The sequence below is a fragment of the Burkholderia cepacia complex sp. TUM26381 genome (assembly GCF_057439935.1).
In genome coordinates this window covers 2,061,825-2,078,971 of the sequence record NZ_CM172007.1, presented here as the reverse complement: position 1 = coordinate 2,078,971, position 17,147 = coordinate 2,061,825, and the positions used below count along the sequence as shown (strand labels likewise).

At 67.8% G+C, this 17,147-nt stretch carries 10 protein-coding genes; 6 read left to right on the top strand and 4 right to left on the bottom strand.

Annotation, left to right across the window (positions count from 1 at the left end; genetic code table 11):
• Positions 1-8: 8 nt before the first annotated feature.
• The 4 genes from pgaA to ACWMMN_RS25975 form a co-directional block, all read right to left on the bottom strand.
• Positions 9-2,711: a poly-beta-1,6 N-acetyl-D-glucosamine export porin PgaA gene (gene pgaA / locus ACWMMN_RS25990; protein ID WP_174991884.1), complete on the bottom strand. Its 2,703-nt coding sequence runs from the start codon at positions 2,709-2,711 to the stop codon at positions 9-11.
• 104 nt (positions 2,712-2,815) lie between these two features.
• Entirely contained in the window at positions 2,816-3,622 is an 807-nt protein-coding gene (locus ACWMMN_RS25985; protein WP_174991883.1) for a hypothetical protein, read from the bottom strand.
• A 63-nt stretch (positions 3,623-3,685) separates the two neighbouring features.
• Positions 3,686-4,096, bottom strand: coding sequence for a hypothetical protein (locus ACWMMN_RS25980; RefSeq protein ID WP_059237072.1), 411 nt, complete (start codon positions 4,094-4,096; stop codon positions 3,686-3,688).
• 642 nt (positions 4,097-4,738) lie between these two features.
• Positions 4,739-5,734 carry a LysR substrate-binding domain-containing protein gene (locus ACWMMN_RS25975; RefSeq protein WP_059237071.1) on the bottom strand — a complete coding sequence of 332 codons (996 nt, stop codon included), beginning with the start codon at positions 5,732-5,734 and terminating at the stop codon, positions 4,739-4,741.
• Positions 5,735-6,322: 588 nt separating this feature from the next.
• On the opposite strand from ACWMMN_RS25975, the gene ACWMMN_RS25970 reads away from it, so the two are divergent.
• The 6 genes from ACWMMN_RS25970 to ACWMMN_RS25945 all read left to right on the top strand — a co-directional run bounded on the left by ACWMMN_RS25970 (position 6,323) and on the right by ACWMMN_RS25945 (position 17,069).
• Positions 6,323-7,738 carry a circularly permuted type 2 ATP-grasp protein gene (locus tag ACWMMN_RS25970; RefSeq protein ID WP_059237070.1) on the top strand — a complete coding sequence of 472 codons (1,416 nt, stop codon included), beginning with the start codon at positions 6,323-6,325 and terminating at the stop codon, positions 7,736-7,738.
• A 64-nt stretch (positions 7,739-7,802) separates the two neighbouring features.
• Complete coding sequence (locus ACWMMN_RS25965) at positions 7,803-8,744, top strand: alpha-E domain-containing protein (protein WP_059237069.1); 942 nt, start codon at positions 7,803-7,805, stop codon at positions 8,742-8,744.
• A 9-nt stretch (positions 8,745-8,753) separates the two neighbouring features.
• On the top strand, positions 8,754-9,731 hold the full coding sequence (locus ACWMMN_RS25960; protein ID WP_486423308.1) for a transglutaminase family protein: 978 nt from the start codon (positions 8,754-8,756) through the stop codon (positions 9,729-9,731).
• Positions 9,732-9,824: 93 nt separating this feature from the next.
• A complete protein-coding gene (locus tag ACWMMN_RS25955) occupies positions 9,825-13,238 on the top strand; it encodes a transglutaminase family protein (protein WP_486423307.1) in 3,414 nt (1,137 codons plus the stop codon).
• Between the two features lie 202 nt (positions 13,239-13,440).
• Complete coding sequence (locus tag ACWMMN_RS25950; protein WP_486424100.1) at positions 13,441-16,047, top strand: circularly permuted type 2 ATP-grasp protein; 2,607 nt, start codon at positions 13,441-13,443, stop codon at positions 16,045-16,047.
• Positions 16,041-17,069, top strand: coding sequence for a transglutaminase family protein (locus ACWMMN_RS25945; protein ID WP_486423306.1), 1,029 nt, complete (start codon positions 16,041-16,043; stop codon positions 17,067-17,069). The genes ACWMMN_RS25950 and ACWMMN_RS25945 overlap by 7 nt, the downstream gene beginning before the upstream one ends.
• Positions 17,070-17,147 lie beyond the last annotated feature (78 nt).

Genomic DNA, 17,147 nt, shown 5'->3' with positions numbered 1-17,147 from the left:
TCTCCTTGCTAGAACGGCAGGTTGACCGACAGGAAGCCGGTTTCGGAGCGTTCGCGCTGGCCGTCGTACGCGTGGCTGCTGACTTCGACGCCGTAAGTCAGCGTGATGTCGTGCTTGAACGTCCACGCGTGCTCGAGGCGCGCGCTCCACAGCGGACTGGTGCCGAAGCCGCGCTCGTTGTACACGCCGCCGGACACCGACACGCGCTGCTGCAGCGACATGTCGCCTTTCTTCCACAGCGTCAGCTGGTGCATGGCGGTTGCCGCGGCCGCATAGTCGCGACCCGGGTTGAAGTAGGGCGCGTCCTGGCGCGTGTTGCTGTCGGTACCGAGATCCAGCGATACGTTGACGAGCTGGTTCGCGGACGTGTACACGCGCTGCGTGACGTTCGCCGCGATCTCCTGGTGCAGGTTCGAATCGCTGTAGCGGCTCACGCCGTAGCTCAGCTTGACCTGGCGGCGGTCGTTCTGGCGATACACGACCTCGACGTTCGCGGAGCGTCCCCAGATGTGAGCGGCATAGGCCTTCCACGGCAGCGAATTGTCGTTGGTGTCGAGCCCGGCGCTGACCGTCCAGTAGTCGTTCAGCGCATACGCGACCGTCCCGCGGCCGCCGGTTCGGCCGTCCGTGCCGAGCGAGCGCGTGACTTCGCCCTGCACGGTGAGCGGGCCGTGCCGGTAGTCGCCGCCGATGCCCGTCCGCGTGCGGCTGATGTTGCCGCTGTCGGTTTGCGCATAGCCGAAGAACGTATGCGAGAAGACCCGCCAGTTGTCACCGAACGGTTGCGAATACACATAGCTGTCGGACGAGAAGCTGTTGTCCGCCAGCGCGCTGTTGCCGTGCTCGTAGCTCAGGTCGGTCGTGAACACGGGGCTGCGGTACGCGTTGTAGTCGCGCTTGAAGCTGCGCACGGCGCCGCTGTCCGGGAACGTGTTGCCGAGGGTCTGGTCGACGGTCTTCGCGGCCGTGTAGTCGTCTGCCGTGAGCGACGCGCGACCGAGGCCCGCGAGCATCTCGACGCTGTCCGGATGATCGGTCAGCGATGCGCGATACATCGAGATCGCCTGACGCGGATGCGACTGGCCCGAGACCGCGTCCGCGTGCGCGGCGCGGATCTCCGCGTTGAACGGCACCTGTTTCTCGAGCTGTTCGAGCGCGGCGATCCCTTCGTCGACATGACCCGTGAAGATCAGGTATTGCGCGCGCAGCCGGTAGTAGCGCAGGTAGTCGCCTTCTTCCGGGCCGACGCTGGTCACCTGTTTGGCGGGCGGCAGCGACTTGCCCATCTCGTCGAGCGCCTGCTTTGCTTCCGGCGCACGCCCCTGGTCGACGTACGACCAGAACAGCCCTTCGCGCAGTTCGATCGGACGCGTGCGGGCGCCGTACTGGAAGCCGCGGGTCGCGCGGTCGGTCGGCGACGCGGTGGCCTGCTGCAGCGCGCGCCGGTACACGGCGTTGGCCTTGACCGGTTCGCTCAGGTACAGGTACGCATCGCCGACGGCGGCCAGCGCGTCGATCGAGATTTCCGCGTTGGAGGGAATCGTCTCGAACGTCGCGACGGCCGTCTTCATGTCGCCGCGTGCCGCATAGGCGACCGTGCGGTCGCCCGCGAGCGCCGTCCGGACCGGCGTGTATTCCGGCGTGGCCGGCATTCGCCTGTCGAGGTCGTCGGCCGCGCGCAGCGCGTTGTCGAGCCCGTCGAAGCGGTCCGAACTCGTCATCGAACGCGACTTGTCGCGTCCGCCGCGTACTTGCTGGCGAATCGACAGTTCTTCCAGTTGCGCGATGTCGACTGCGGAGAAGGCGTCGGGCCGGGCCTTCGCTTCATCGAGCGCCTTGACCGCGCCGCCGCTCGCCGCGAGGCCGAACACGTCGTTGCGCACCGTCGCGACATCGGCGGTATGAAGATTCGGCGCCTGCGCATTCGGCGTTTCGACGTCGGGTCCTTGCGATCGCTGGATCGTTTCGCCGGGTAGCTGCGCGCCGGGTGTCGCTGAATTCGGTGCCTGGGACGACGGCGGTTGCGAGCCGGGGGGCGGTGTGACGGGCGCAGGCGAGTTCGGCATCGGGGTGCCGGTGGCCTGCGCGGTCGGCGTCGGCGTGGTTGGCTGCGTGGCGGTCGCGGTCTGGGCGAACTGCGGCGGGGCGCCCGACGTGTGCTCGACCGGCGCCGGCGTCTCCGGCTGCGCGGTGCCGGATGCCTGGGCAAGCTGCATCGGGGCATTCGACGTCTGTGCGTGCGATGCGGACGTATTCGGAGGCGCGGTGTCGAAGGCCTGCGCAAGCCGCATCGTCGGGTTCGACGCCTGCGCGACCGGGGCCGGCGTATTCGGCGATGTCGCGCCCGGGCCCGGATCGCCCGGCTGCGGCGCGTCCGGGTCCACCACGACCGTGGTCGGCATCGCCGGGTTCGGTGCCGGTGCGATCTGCATCGACGCATCCGACGCCTGTGCGATCGGTGTCGGCGCATGAGGGGGCAGCGTGCCCGAACCCAGGGCGATCTTCATCGGCGTCCCGGCTGCTTGCATGTCGGGCGCAAGCGCGTCGGGGGCCGCCCCGGCGATTTCTCTCGCGCCGCCCGGTTCCGCGTCGCCTTCGGCGGCAAAGCAGGGGCCGGACGCGACGAGCAGGAGCAGCAATGGCGCATGCAGGAGGATCCGCCGGTTCGGCGGAGCGACGGTGGGGCATTGTTGTTTCCGATTGCTGTCCACGGTGTGTCCTCACTCTGAAACGATCACGTCGGTTGCACGCCCGACGACGCGCGTCGCCGGCCGTCGCACCGCCGGGCGGCGAGGCCCGGCGGCATCCGACCGGTTCACAGGCGATTGCGGATCGCTTGTCCAAGCAACGCGCGCGATTCGCTGTTCTTCGGGTCGATCGCGAGCGCACGGCTCGCGTTCTGCTCCACGCAGTTCCATTCGTCGATCTGCGCGCACGAGCGCGCCTTTGCCAGCGCACGCGCACCTTCCAGTTCCGCAGGTGTGACGCTTGCCGTCTGCATGCGCGCCGTGTCGGTGCCGTACGAGCGCGGCTTCGCCGTGTCGTCCAGGCGCTTTCTCGTGCCCGCCAGCGTTTCGGTTCGCTGCGCGTGATGCGCCGCGCCGTGCCGTGCGATGGCACGACCGGAGGCCGGCGCGGCACCCGTATTGGCGGCGAATGTCATGGGCGTCGCATGGGACGGTTGCCGGTGTTTTGCAACGATGTATGGCGTGGTTCGCGGCGCGGCTTCCGGCTCGACCACGATCGGGGCGGCCCGCACGGTCGACACCGCGCGTGCCGTCGACGCGGAGGGTCCCGGAATCGGCACCGGCGGCGCGGGCGGCATGACCGGTTGTGCAATCGTCGATGCGGGTGCGGTGGCGACCGTCGCGCCGGATGCACCGGTTGCGCGGGACGTCGCCGCCACGATCGCGTTGCGGTATTTCCCGACGGCGGTGGCGATCACGCGGGAGATGTCGTGCGCGATGCTCGCGTGGCCGACCACCGAATCCCGCTCGGCATACGCGAAGAGGCCGAAGATCGCGGCGAACGCGACGATGCTGAGTGCCGCGTTCTTTCCGGGCCCCCACGAGGGCTTCGGCTGGCGGGCGGGTGAGTCGTCCGGTCGTTCTGCACGAGTCATTCAATGCTCCTCGATTCGATACGCTGCGGTGAATGACGCGATCGGCGTGGATTCAGGCGACGTTCACCATCGCAACTGCGTGGTGAGCGCGCCCGTCTCGACGATCGCGAACTGGGTGGCGCCTTGATAGGTCCCTTCGACCCGATAGCTCGCATCCGGTACGCTGAACAGGCAGCGCGACCCCGATGCGTTGAATTCGACGAGTACGCGGCCATGTCGCCGCAGGCGTACCTGCACGTCGGCCAGCGGTTGCCCGGTACGGGCGGAAGCAAACGACACGCCCAGGTTGTAGGGCCGGCCGTCGGGGGGAAGCGGTGCCGTTCCGTCGATTCGTGCGTCGCCGCAGATATACGAGATCACGTAGCGGCCCGCGCCCGGACCGGACGCGGGGGCCTGGGCCATTGCATTGATGCAGAGCGCGGAGATGAAGACGCTCAGGAAAGGGCGAGCATGCTGTCGAAACGAGGAAGACATTGCAACCTCCCGTCTGGAGTCAATGACATGCATTTATTCCGAGTCAGATTTGCCGGCGTTTTTTTGCGACACGCTATTGATACACGATGACTTTTGAACCAACAACCGCGTGTGGCACGAATGGGACGAGGATGAATAATCCTATTTAAATAGGATAACGACGGATTCGTATGACTCGTTTAACGCTGAAGAAAGTCGATATTGCCGAATATGATTATTGCTCGTCGGCAGTGATGATCGAGCACGCATTGAATCACGTCGGAGGTATCGACGTTCGTGCCGAATAATAACGACTGATAAAAGGAATTTTTGCGGCTGTGTTCGCGGCGAATCAATGAAGGTCCGGATACAGGCCGCGCATTGTGAAAAGAGGGTGCGACGTCTTTGTAATTTTTGACTGCCGCAGGTAAATGGAAACTTTTGATTTGTTCTGTAACAGGGTATTTCTGTCCGAAAAATCAGGCTGAATATTCGGATGTAATGACGTGACAGTAAAAAATGCGATATTGAAACGCAAACGTTTGCATTTCGTCTGATATCGATTACGGGTCGGGCACAGGGATATTACGGACTGCGGCGGGAGTGCCGATTGCTGTCGAAAGGGCACTCGCGCGGCGAATCCGCACCGCGCGCATGCATAAGTCAGCGGCTGCCGCCGGCGATTCGCCGCGCGGTGCGCATCGCCGGCGCGGCGGCTTGCTCGGCGGCGACCGCACCTTCGACCGCCGCGCGTGGCCGGTTCATGATGTAGGTCCACAGCTGCTCGGCCGCGAGCCCGCGCTGGCGTGCCGATCGATACAGGCGGATTTCGAGTTCGGTGATCCAGTCCCCGGCGCCCGCGCACACGAGCGTGCCGTCCGCGAGCTCCTTCGCGACGCAGCTCTCCGGCAGCCAGCCGATCCCGTGACCGGCCACGACCATCCCTTTCAGCGCCTCGGACATGTGTGTCTCGAAGCAGCGGTGCAACACGTAAGGCTCGGTCGCATTCAGCAGCAGCATCTCGACGATGTTGCCGAGAAACGCGCCCGACGAATACGCGAGCAACGGCAGCGGGGCATCGGGTGTGCCGGGCAGCTGGAACACGGGCTTGCCGCGTGCATCGGGTGTCGATACGGGCAGGATCCGCTCGACGCCGAGGCTGACGAACGGGAAGTGGTTCGGGTCGAGCACGATCGGCAGTTGCGGATGGTGATAGCCGAGCAGCAGGTCGCATTCGCCTTCGACGAGCTGCTGCACGCCTTCCGGCACGTTCACTGCGTTCACGCGTGCCGTGACGTGGCCGACCTCGCCGTTGAGTTGCTTGAGCCATTCGGGAAACAGCGTGAACACGAGCGTATGCGCGACGGCGAAACGCACGACCTGGTCGCTGGCCGCGAACTGGTCATAGCCGTTCACGAGATTGCGCGCCGCATACATGCTGCGCAGGATGTCCGCGGCGAGCCCGCGGAACATCTGGCCGGCCGGCGTCAGCGCGACCGGATTGATGCTCCGGTCGACCAGCTTCGCGTCCATCCACGTTTCGAGTGCGGCGATTCGTCTGCTGAATGCCGACTGCGTGAGGTGCCGGTGACGTGCGGCCCGGGAAAAGCTCTTGGTATCCGCAAGGCTCAGGAAATCTTCCAGCCACTTTGCTTCCATTTCGATCGTCGCTTTTTATAGTCGGGCGCCTGAGGGCGGCGGCACCGTGTGCTGCACCAATTTTCTAGCGTACCGCGCCTCGCGTGGGTCGGCGCGATGTTTTTTTTCGATGGGTGTCAGTCGAAATATGCATGAGCGTTGTCGGCGGGATTACGGCTGCATAGCGTTGAGGTGCCGGACCCGGCTAACCGGACAGTTCACAGCGTCGAATTGCCGGCGCGCCGCAGACGGTACTTCCCCCAGGGCCGGCTGCGCTGGATGCGTGCCGGCCCGCCTCCATCGCGGCGGTCCGGTGCCCGGTCGCGCCGTTTTTTTGTGCAGTGCAGATTGCACAGTCGTGACACGCGGGGGAACTATGTTTGAAAGACGCGGCGCAGCATCGGCCGTGCGCGCTCGCGGCGCATGCGGGCGCACGTCGCGTCGGGCGCTGCACCGTTGTGGTGCGCAATGCCGCGCGGGCGTGCCTGGCGCGGCGCAAAAACGGGGGGATATCGAGGAGATTGCGCAAGGCACGTTCCTTGCGACGCATTGATTACGCCGGTCCGGCATGCGCAATGCCGGGGAAAACGATCGATGGAGAAAAGATCGATGAAGCCATTCGATGAAATGCTGCAATCCGGCGACATGGTAAGGGCGCCTTACGCGCGCCTGAAGCAATGGCTCGACACGCAGAATCCCGCGAGCCTCGCCCAGAAGGCCCACGACGCGGAGGGCGTGTTCCGCAAGACTGGCATCACGTTCGCCGTCTACGGCGACGCGGAGGCCGCCGAGCGGCTGATTCCGTTCGACATCGTCCCGCGGATCATCTCGGGCGCGGAATGGAGCCGGCTGTCGCTCGGCATCGAGCAGCGCGTGATGGCGCTGAACGCCTTCCTCGACGACATCTACCACCGGCAGGAAATCGTGCGCGCGGGCATCGTGCCGAAGCACCTGATCGCGCACAACGAAGCATTCATCCCGGAAATGATCGACTTCCGGCCGCCCGGCAACGTTTACACGCACATCATCGGCGTCGACATCGTGCGCACCGGCGAGAACGAGTTCTACGTGCTGGAGGACAACGCGCGTACGCCGTCCGGCGTGTCGTACATGCTGGAAAACCGCGAGACGATGATGCAGCTCTTCCCGGAGCTGTTCCAGCAGGTGAAGGTGCGCCCGGTCGAAACCTATCCGCAGATGCTGCGCCAGTCGCTCGCGGCCGTGTGCCCGCCGGGCGGCAACGCCGACAACCCGACCATCGCCGTGCTCACGCCCGGCATCCACAATTCCGCGTACTACGAACATTCGTTCCTCGCCGACCAGATGGGCGTGCACCTCGTCGAGGGCAGCGACCTGCAGGTGATCGACGGCCGCGTCGCGATGCGCACGACCGAAGGGTTCCGCCCGATCGACGTGCTGTACCGCCGCGTCGACGACGCGTTCCTCGATCCGCTCACGTTCCGCCCCGATTCGGTGCTCGGCGTCGCGGGGATCATGGACGTGTACCGCGCGGGCAACATCACGATCGCGAATGCGCCGGGCACGGGCATCGCCGACGACAAGGCGATCTACTCGTACATGCCGGAGATCGTCGAGTTCTACACGGGCCGCAAGGCGCTGCTGGAGAACGTGCCGACCTGGCGTTGCGGCGAGGCCGACAGCCTGAAGTACGTGCTCGAGCATCTCGACGAACTGGTCGTGAAGGAAGTGCACGGCTCGGGCGGCTACGGGATGCTGGTCGGGCCGTGCGCGTCGAAGGCCGAGCTCGAGGCGTTTTCCGCGAAGCTGCGCGCGCGCCCCGCGAACTACATCGCGCAACCGACGCTCGCGCTGTCCACGACACCGATCCTGACCGACGCCGGCCTGGCGCCGCGCCACGTCGACCTGCGGCCGTTCGTGCTGGTGTCGGACCGGATCCGCATCACGCCGGGCGGGCTCACGCGCGTCGCGCTGAAAGAGGGATCGCTCGTCGTCAACTCGAGCCAGGGCGGCGGCACCAAGGACACCTGGGTGCTGGCCGACTGAGCCGGACGCGACCGCGCGCGCCGGAGCCGGCGCGCCAACCGAACGAAGACGGAGTGGACACGAGATGCTTCTGGGACGTACTGCAAGCGGTCTCTACTGGATGTACCGCTATATCGAGCGCGCGGAGAACATCGCGCGCATCGTCGATGCCGGGCTGCGGATGGCGCTCACGCGCACGTCCGACGCGCCGGCCGAATGGTCGTCGGTGCTCGTCAGCTCGGGCACCGACGACGGCTACCGGCAGAAATACGATGCGTATGCGGCCGATACCGTGACCGACTACCTGCTGCGCGACCGCGACAACCCGTCGAGCGTGCTGGCGTGCATCGAGGCCGCGCGCTCGAACGCGCGGATGGTGCGCACGGCGCTGACACGCGAGGCGTGGGAGAGCGTAAACGGCGCGTGGCTCTCGCTGCGCCGCGCGCTTGCGCAGCCGGTGCCGGAGAGCGAGCTGCCGGCCGTGCTCGACCAGGTGAAGCGCGAAACCGCGCTGATCCTCGGCAGCTTCTACAGCACGATGCTGCGCAACGAGATCTTCGATTTCGCGCAGATCGGCGCATTCATCGAGCGCGCGGACAACACCGCGCGGATCATCGACGTGAAATACCACCTGCTGCTGCCGTCGGTGTCGCACGTCGGCACGATCCTCGACAACTACCAGTGGGAGACGATCCTGCGCTGCGTCGCCGCGCACCGGTCGTACCGCTGGGTGTACGACGTGCAGTACAAGCCGATGAACATCGCCGACTACCTGATCCTGAACGGCCGCATGCCGCGTTCGCTGCGCTATTGCTACGGGCGCGTCGTGTCGAGCCTGAACCTGCTCGCGAAGGATTACGGCGTGACACACCCGTGTCACGACACGGCCACGAAGATCCTGCAGATGCTGTCCGATACCTCGGTCGAGCGGATCTTCAAGAGCGGCCTGCACGAATTCCTGACCGACTTCATCGGCCGCAACAACAGTCTCGGGCTCGAAATCGCCCAGGCTTACAACTTCGACTGAGAACTTGCCATGCGACTCGCCATCCGACACATCTCGCGTTATCAGTTCGACGATCAAGCCACCCATGCGCTGCAACGGCTGCGGCTGCGCCCGCAGTCGGGCCCCGGGCAGACGGTGCGCGCGTGGCAGGTCACGATCGACGGCGTCGAGCCGTCGCTGTCGTACGCCGACGGGCTCGGCAACCGGATCGATCTCGTGCGTCACGACCGCGGTGCGAAGGCCGAGATCGTCGTCATCGCGGCCGGCGTCGTCGAGACGCAGGACCGCGCGGGCATCATCGGGAATCCTGAAGGCTATGCGCCGCCGTGGATCTTCGAGCGCGAGACCGCGCTCACGAAGGCGGGCGACACCGTACGCGCGCTCACGGCAGCGCTGCCGATCGAGCCGCTCGGCCTCGACGCATTGCACTGGCTGATGACGGAAGTGCACGGCCGCATCGCATATGCGCCGAACCTGGCCGCCGACGCGCCCGTCGACGCGGAAACCGCGCTGCAAAGCGGCGAGGGCACGAGCCGCGACCATGCGCATGCGTTCATTGCCGCCGCGCGTGTGCTGAAGATTCCCGCGCGTTACATCTCGGGCTACGTGCTCGCCGACAGCGCGATGCAGCGCATGGCCGATGCGAAGCAGAACACGGGCGACGTCGAGGAGGAGGAAGCGCTCGCGCTGCAGAGCGGCGAGGGCATGCAGCAGGCGCTCGGCGCGTCGCACGCCGCGCAATCGCAAGGGATGCCGCAACCGGCGCTCGGCGCGCAGCCGCAGGCTGCCGCGCTGATGCAGCAGCCGGCCGGCCATGCATGGGCCGAGGCGTATGTGGAAGGGCTCGGCTGGGTCGGGTTCGATCCGTTCATGAACCGCTGCCCGGACGAGCGCTACGTGCGCATCGCGGCCGGCCTCGATTATCGCGACGCGCAGCCGGTGACGGGGCTCGGCGCGACGGCCGTCGGCGTCGAGATCAGCGTCGTGCAGACGCCCGAGCTCGTCTGACCCGGCGCACGCTTTCGCCGAATCCGCCATGCCGGGCCGCCGCGTCGAGTGCGACGCGGCGTGCGCGGCCGGCCCAACCCGAACCGAGCTCCCATGTCCATCCACGTCGCGCTGCATCACACCACCCGCTATCGCTACGACCGGCTCGTCAATCTCGGCCCGCAGGTCGTGCGGTTGCGGCCCGCGCCGCATTGCCGGACGCCGATCCTCGCGTATTCGATGACGGTCGAGCCCGCGCAGCACTTCATCAACTGGCAGCAGGATCCGTTCTCGAACTATCTCGCGCGGCTCGTGTTTCCGGAGCGCACCGAGCATTTCGAAATCACGATCGATCTCGTCGCCGAGATGTCGGTGTACAACCCGTTCGACTTCTTCCTCGAAGCGAGCGCCGAGCAATACCCGTTCAGCTATGACGACGCGCTGAAGACCGAGCTCGCGCCGTATCTCGCGTGCGATCCGCAGACGAGCGCGTCGACGCTGTTCCGCACGTATCTGGACGGTGTCGACCTCACGCCGGCCGGCACCGTGAACTTCCTCGTCGCGCTGAACCAGCAGCTGCAGCGCGACATCGGCTATCTCGTGCGGATGGAGCCCGGCGTGCAGACGCCCGAGCAGACGCTCGAGCTCGCGTCCGGATCGTGCCGCGACAGCGCGTGGCTGCTCGTGCAGCTGTGCCGTCATCTCGGCATCGCCGCGCGTTTCGTGTCGGGCTACCTGATCCAGCTCACGCCCGACGTGAAATCGCTCGACGGCCCGAGCGGCACGTCGGTCGATTTCACCGACCTGCACGCATGGTGCGAGGTCTACCTGCCCGGCGCCGGCTGGATCGGTTTCGACCCGACGTCGGGCCTGCTTGCCGGCGAAGGGCATATCCCGCTCGCGTGCACGCCGCAGCCGACGAGCGCCGCGCCGGTCGAAGGGCTGATCGACGAATGCGAGGTGTCGTTCGAGCACGAGATGGGCGTGACGCGCGTGTACGAATCGCCGCGCGTGACGAAGCCGTATACGGAGTCGCAATGGGACGCCGTGCTGGCGCTCGGCGCGCAGGTCGACGGCGCGCTGGCGGCCGGCGACGTGCGGCTCACGCAGGGCGGCGAGCCGACCTTCGTGTCGATCGACGATCGCGACGGCGCCGAGTGGAACACCGATGCGCTCGGCCCGACCAAACGAGGCTACGCGACCGAACTCGTGCAGCGGCTGCGCGCGGAGTACGGCGACGGCGGTTTCCTGCACTTCGGGCAGGGCAAGTGGTACCCGGGCGAGCAACTGCCACGCTGGGCGCTGTCGATTTTCTGGCGCGCGGACGGCCAGCCCGTGTGGCACGATCCGTCGCTGTTCGCCGACGAGCGCGAGCCGTCCGCGTATACGACCGGCGACGCGAAGCGCTTCATCGATGCGCTTGCCGCGCGGCTGAACCTGACCGGCGAATTCATCCGGCCCGGCTACGAGGATGTCTGGTACTACCTGTGGCGCGAGCGCCGGCTGCCCGTCAACGTCGATCCGTTCGACTCGCGACTCGACGACGAGCTCGAGCGCGCGCGGTTGCGCAAGGTGTTCGATCAGCAGCTCGACAGCGTCGTCGGCTACGTGCTGCCGATGAAGCGCGTGGACGATGCACCCGGCCTCGACGGGCCGCGCTGGCAGACGGGCCCGTGGTTCTTCCGCGACGAGCGGATGTACCTCGTGCCGGGCGATTCGCCGATGGGCTATCGGCTGCCGCTCGATTCGCTGCCGTGGGTCGCGAGCGCCGACTATCCGTATCTGGTCGAACGCGATCCGTTCGCGCCGCGCACCGCGTTGCCGGACGCCGCCGCGATCCGTGCGCACTACGCGGGCCCGGCCGACGCGCCGCGCTACCTGTCCGGCGTGCATCGCGAAGCGTCCGCGCAGACGGTCATGCAGCGGCGCAGCGACGGCACGGCCGCGGGCGGTCGAGCCGCTGCGCACGATCCGCAGCGCCGGCCCGAGCGCTTCGAATCGGCCGCGTGGATCACGCGCACCGCGCTGTGCGTCGAAGTGCGCAACGGCATCCTGTACCTGTTCATGCCGCCGCTCGCCGCGCTCGAGGATTATCTCGACCTGCTCGGCGCGATCGAGCTGACCGCGCACGCGCTCGGCGTGAAGCTCGTGCTCGAAGGCTATCCGCCGCCGCGCGATGCACGGCTGAAGCTGCTGCAGGTGACGCCCGACCCCGGCGTGATCGAGGTGAACATCCATCCGGCCGCGAGCTTCGACGAACTCGTCGACCACACCGAATTCCTGTACGACGCCGCGTGGCAGTCGCGGCTGTGCAGCGAGAAGTTCATGGTCGATGGCCGCCACGTCGGCACCGGCGGCGGCAACCACTTCGTGCTCGGCGGCGCGACGCCGGCCGACAGCCCGTTCCTGCGCCGCCCGGATCTGCTCGCGAGCCTGATCGCGTACTGGCACAACCATCCGTCGCTGTCCTACCTGTTCTCGGGGCTGTTCATCGGACCGACGAGCCAGGCGCCGCGGGTCGACGAGGCGCGCAACGACCAGCTCTACGAACTCGACATTGCATTCGCCGAGATCCAGCGCAACAAGCTGCTGTTCGGGCAGGACATGCCGCCGTGGCTCGTCGACCGCGTGCTGCGCAACCTGCTGATCGACGTGACGGGCAACACGCACCGCAGCGAGTTCTGCATCGACAAGCTGTATTCGCCCGATTCGTCGACGGGCCGGCTCGGCCTGCTCGAACTGCGCGCGTTCGAGATGCCGCCGCATGCGCGGATGAGCATCGTGCAGCAACTGCTGCTGCGCGCACTGGTCGCGCGTTTCTGGGCCGCGCCGTACACGACGCCGCTCACGCGCTGGGGTACCGCGCTGCACGACCGCTTCATGCTGCCCGAGTTTCTTCAGATGGATTTCGACGACGTGCTGGCCGAACTGCGCGATGCCGGGTTCGCGTTCGATCCGGCGTGGTTCGCGCCGCACTTCGAATTCCGTTTCCCGCTGTTCGGCCAGATCGCGGTGAACGGCATGCAGCTGTCGCTGCGCGGTGCGCTGGAACCGTGGCACGTGATGGGCGAGGAGGGCGCGCCCGGCGGCACGGTGCGCTACGTCGATTCGTCGGTCGAGCGGCTCGAAGTGCGCGTGACGGGGCTGAACGACAACCGGCACGTCGTGACCGTCAACGGCCGGGCGCTGCCGCTGCAGCCGACCGGCACCGTCGGCGAGTACGTCGCGGGGGTGCGCTACAAGGCGTGGTCGCCGCCGTCCGCGCTGCATCCGACCATCGGCGTGCATGTGCCGCTCACGTTCGACATCGTCGATACGTGGCTGCAGCGCTCGCTCGGCGGCTGCCGCTATCACGTCGCGCATCCGGGCGGGCGCAACTACGCGACCTTCCCGGTCAATGCATACGAAGCCGAGAGCCGCCGGCTCGCACGCTTCGTCGAGATGGGGCATACGCCGGGGCGGATGGATGTCGCGGCGGCTGCGCCGAGCCGCGAATTCCCGTTCACGCTCGACTTGCGGCGGCCTTGATCCATCGATGACGGGGCGGACGACGATGCGCGGCTCGCGACCTCCCGGCGGCCTCGCCGGAATGCTAGGATGCGGGCAGATTGCGGCCGCGCACCGCAGCAGCTTGCCGCCGGTGCGGCGGCGCGCGTGCGCGGTTGCACCCTGACGACGGAACGACATCGTGCCGCCCATTGACACCGATCATCTCGCCGCCCCCGACGCGATGCCCACGCTTTTCGATTCCGGCGCGCAGCCGGACGCCGCCGAACTGGCCGCCGCGCTTGCGGCGCCGGCGGCGGCCGGCCGTTACGACGAACTGCGCGGCAGCGCCGCCGGCCTGAACGCGCCTGCGCTCGCGCCCGCATGGCGCAGTTTCTTCACATCGATCGGCAGCGACGGCGTGGCCGACCTCGATCGCCGCGCCGACGCGCTGCACCGGCGCATGCGCGAGAACGGACTGTTCTACCAGCTGCACGAGCAGCGCGCGGGCGACGGCGCGGCCGGCCCGTGGTCGCTCGACCTGCTGCCGCTGATCGTCACGCCCGAGGACTGGGTCGCGATCGAGCGCGGCGTGCTGCAGCGCGTGCGGCTGCTCAACGCGACGCTGGCCGACCTGTACGGGCCGCAGACGATCCTGCAGCGCGGGCTGCTGCCGCCTGCGCTCGTCACCGGGCATCCCGGCTACCTGCGCGCGATGCGCGGTGCGCGCGTGCCGGGCGACACGTGGCTGCACGTCGTCGCGTTCGATCTCGCGCGCGGCCCGGACGGGCAGTGGCGGATCGTCGCGCAGCACACGCAGGGCGCGGCCGGACTCGGCTACCTGCTCGAAAACCGGTTGATCGTGTCGCGGCTCTTTCCGCGCGGGTTTCGCGGGCTGCGCGTGCAGCGGCTCGCGTCCGCGTATCGCGCGCTGCTGCAGAGCATGCAGTCGCTCAGCCCGGCCCGCAAGAATTCGCGGATCGTGTTGCTGACACCGGGGCCGCACAGCGCGACGTATTTCGAGCACGCGTATCTCGCGCGCTACCTCGGCCTCACGCTCGTCGAAGGCGGCGACCTGACCGCGCGCGACAACCGCGTCTTCCTGAAGACCCTGCGCGGGCTCGAACCGGTGCACGGCATCCTGCGCCGCGTCGACGACGCGTGGCTCGATCCGCTCGAACTGCGGCCCGATTCGATGCTCGGCGTGCCGGGGCTGCTGCAGGCCGTGCGCGCGGGCAACGTGCTGCTCGCGAACGCGCCCGGCTCGGGCTTCCTCGAATCGCCGGCGATGCTCGGCTTCATGCCGCGCCTCGCGGAAGGGCTGCTCGGCGAAACGCTGACGCTGCCGGCCGTGCATTCGTGGTGGTGCGGCGAGGCGGCTGCCTGCGACGATGCGTTGCCGCAGCTCGCGCGCAGTATCGTCAAGGCATCCTATCCACCCGACGTGCAGGCCGGCGGCGCGTTCGAGCCGGTGATCGGCGCGCGGCTCACGCAGGCACAGCTGGCCGAATGGCGCGCACGTATCCTCGCGCGGCCCGAACACTACACGGTGCAGGCCGACCTGCCGCTGTCGCAGGCGCCGACCTGGCCGCGGCAAGACGCACCCGACGGCAACGGCAGTGCCCGCATCGTGCCGAAGCCGGTGCTGATGCGCGTCTTCGCGCTCGCTGACGGCGCACAGCGCTGGCGGCTCCTGCCGGGCGGGCTGTCGCGGGTCGGTACGCGCGACACGCTGTTCAATGCGCCGATGCCGCGCGGCGGCAGCACCGTCGATACGTGGGTGATGACCGAGGGCATCGTCGATTCGACGACGCTGCTGCAGACGCACCTCGGCCCTGACGACCTCGTCGAGCGGCCGCGCGCGATCGCGAGCCGTGCGGCTGAGAACCTGTTCTGGCTCGGTCGTTACACCGAGCGCGCAACCAACCTGATGCGGCTGGCGCGCGCCGCGCTCGAACGGCTGCGCGGCGAAGACGACGTCGACAGTCCCGCGCATCTGGAGCTGATCGACACGCTGTGCCGCGACACGGGCCTGATCGCGGCCGATGCGCCGAATGCCGTCGATGCGCCGCGCGCGTTCCAGCACGCGCTCGCGACGTCGCTGACGCGCGGCGCGGATCGCACGTCGGGCATCGCGTCGTGCCTGTTCGGGATGCGCGGTGCGGCTGCCGCGATCCGCGAACGGCTGTCGAGCGATCAATGGCGGCTGATCGACGACGCGACACAACTGTTCGCGGACAGTGCCGGTTTGCCCGAGGCCGAAGAGCAGATCGGCAACGAGGCGCTGCAGCTGCTGGAGCGCCTCGGCCTGCTGCTCGGCGCGATCACCGGCGCGCAGACCGACAACATGACGCGCGACGACGGCTGGCGCTTGCTGTCGATCGGCCGGCAGATCGACCGGCTGGACTTCCTGTGCAGCGTGCTGAAGTTCGCATTCGACGAAGGGGCGGTGCATCGCCAGGATGGTTTCGAACTCGTGCTGGAGCTGTTCGACAGCACGATCACGTTCCGTTCGCGGTTCCAGCGTGGCTTTGACGTCGCGCCGCTGCTGTCGCTCGTCGTGCTCGATACCGACAACCCGCGCTCGCTCGGCTGGGTCGTGCAGGCGCTGCGCGGCCGGTTGACGAAGGTCGAGCGCAGCGAAGGCTATGCGCTGTCCGAGCTGGCCGAGACGATTCCGGACGTGCCCGCGTGGTCGCTGCACGAGCTGTGCGAAACCGCGGAAGGCGGCCGGCACGACAGGCTGCTCGCCGCGCTCGACACGACCGTGAAAGCGGTCTGGGAACTGTCGAACCGGATCGGCGAGCGCTACTTCAGCCACGTGCGCGAGGCGGGCAGGACGCTATGGTGACAACGAAAGGCGCGGGAAAGGCGCCGCCTGGCGCCGGCAATGCACGACAAGCAGCGGCTGCACCCGCCGCCGTTGCACCCGGCCGGTTGCTGCGCGTCACGCACGACACCGAATACCGTTACGCGGCGCGTGTCGAATCCGCGCAGCACCAGGCGCGCCTGCAACCGCTCGTGACGCCGCGCCAGCAGGTGCTGTCGTTCTCGCTCGACATCGAGCCCGCACCGGAATCGGTCGGCACGGAGATCGACGCATTCGGCAATGCGCGTGCGTCGTTCGCGCTGAACCAGCCGCACGACGCGCTGCTCGTGCGCAGCCGCAGCACGGTGCGCGTGACGCCGCCCGTGTGGTCGCTCGGCGCGCGCGGCGAGCCGCCGCCCGCGATCGCGAATCCCGACGCAAGACGTGCGACCACGTGGGAGGCCGTGCGCGACCGCTTGCGGTTCCGCGCGGGGCAGCCGTACGACGCGGCGAGTGAATTCGTGTTCGCGTCGCCGCACGTCGCGTGCGATCCCGAACTTGCCGCGTATGCGGCCGCGAGCTTCACGCCGCAGCGGCCGCTCGTGCAGGCCGCCTGGGACCTGATGCGGTGCGTGCACGCCGATTTCGCGTACACGCCGAACAGCACCGACATCACGACGTCGGCGCTCGACGCGCTGCGGTTGCGCAAGGGCGTCTGCCAGGATTTCGCGCACGTGATGATCGGCGCATTGCGCTCGCTCGGGCTGGCCGCGCGTTACGTGAGCGGCTACCTGCTCACGCAGCCGCCGCCCGGTCAGCCTCGGCTGATCGGCGCCGATGCGTCGCATGCGTGGGTCGAGGTGTACGACCCGGCGTGGCCCGAGGACAACGGCTGGCTGCAGCTCGATCCGACCAACGATCGCGCGCCGGGCGACGACTACGTGATGCTGTCGATCGGCCGCGACTATGCCGACGTGACGCCGTTGCGCGGCGTGATTCGCGGCGGTGGCGCGGATCAGGAGCTGAAGGTCGGGGTGACGGTCGAACCGCTCGACGTCGATTGACGCGGGTCCGCAGCGCGGGCTCGCTGATCGGACCGGTCGTTGGTTGACTGCGGCGGGCGGGTGCATATGCCGATGACG

What these genes read in the sequence shown, in the direction of transcription:
- ACWMMN_RS25980 (WP_059237072.1), bottom strand. Translation starts at nt 4,096, where the DNA reads ATGTCTTCCTCGTTTCGACAGCATGCTCGCCCTTTCCTGAGCGTCTTC.
- ACWMMN_RS25945 (WP_486423306.1), top strand. Translation starts at nt 16,041, where the DNA reads ATGGTGACAACGAAAGGCGCGGGAAAGGCGCCGCCTGGCGCCGGCAAT.
- ACWMMN_RS25970 (WP_059237070.1), top strand. Translation starts at nt 6,323, where the DNA reads ATGAAGCCATTCGATGAAATGCTGCAATCCGGCGACATGGTAAGGGCG.
- ACWMMN_RS25960 (WP_486423308.1), top strand. Translation starts at nt 8,754, where the DNA reads ATGCGACTCGCCATCCGACACATCTCGCGTTATCAGTTCGACGATCAA.
- ACWMMN_RS25955 (WP_486423307.1), top strand. Translation starts at nt 9,825, where the DNA reads ATGTCCATCCACGTCGCGCTGCATCACACCACCCGCTATCGCTACGAC.
- ACWMMN_RS25985 (WP_174991883.1), bottom strand. Translation starts at nt 3,622, where the DNA reads ATGACTCGTGCAGAACGACCGGACGACTCACCCGCCCGCCAGCCGAAG.
- ACWMMN_RS25965 (WP_059237069.1), top strand. Translation starts at nt 7,803, where the DNA reads ATGCTTCTGGGACGTACTGCAAGCGGTCTCTACTGGATGTACCGCTAT.
- ACWMMN_RS25975 (WP_059237071.1), bottom strand. Translation starts at nt 5,734, where the DNA reads ATGGAAGCAAAGTGGCTGGAAGATTTCCTGAGCCTTGCGGATACCAAG.
- ACWMMN_RS25950 (WP_486424100.1), top strand. Translation starts at nt 13,441, where the DNA reads ATGCCCACGCTTTTCGATTCCGGCGCGCAGCCGGACGCCGCCGAACTG.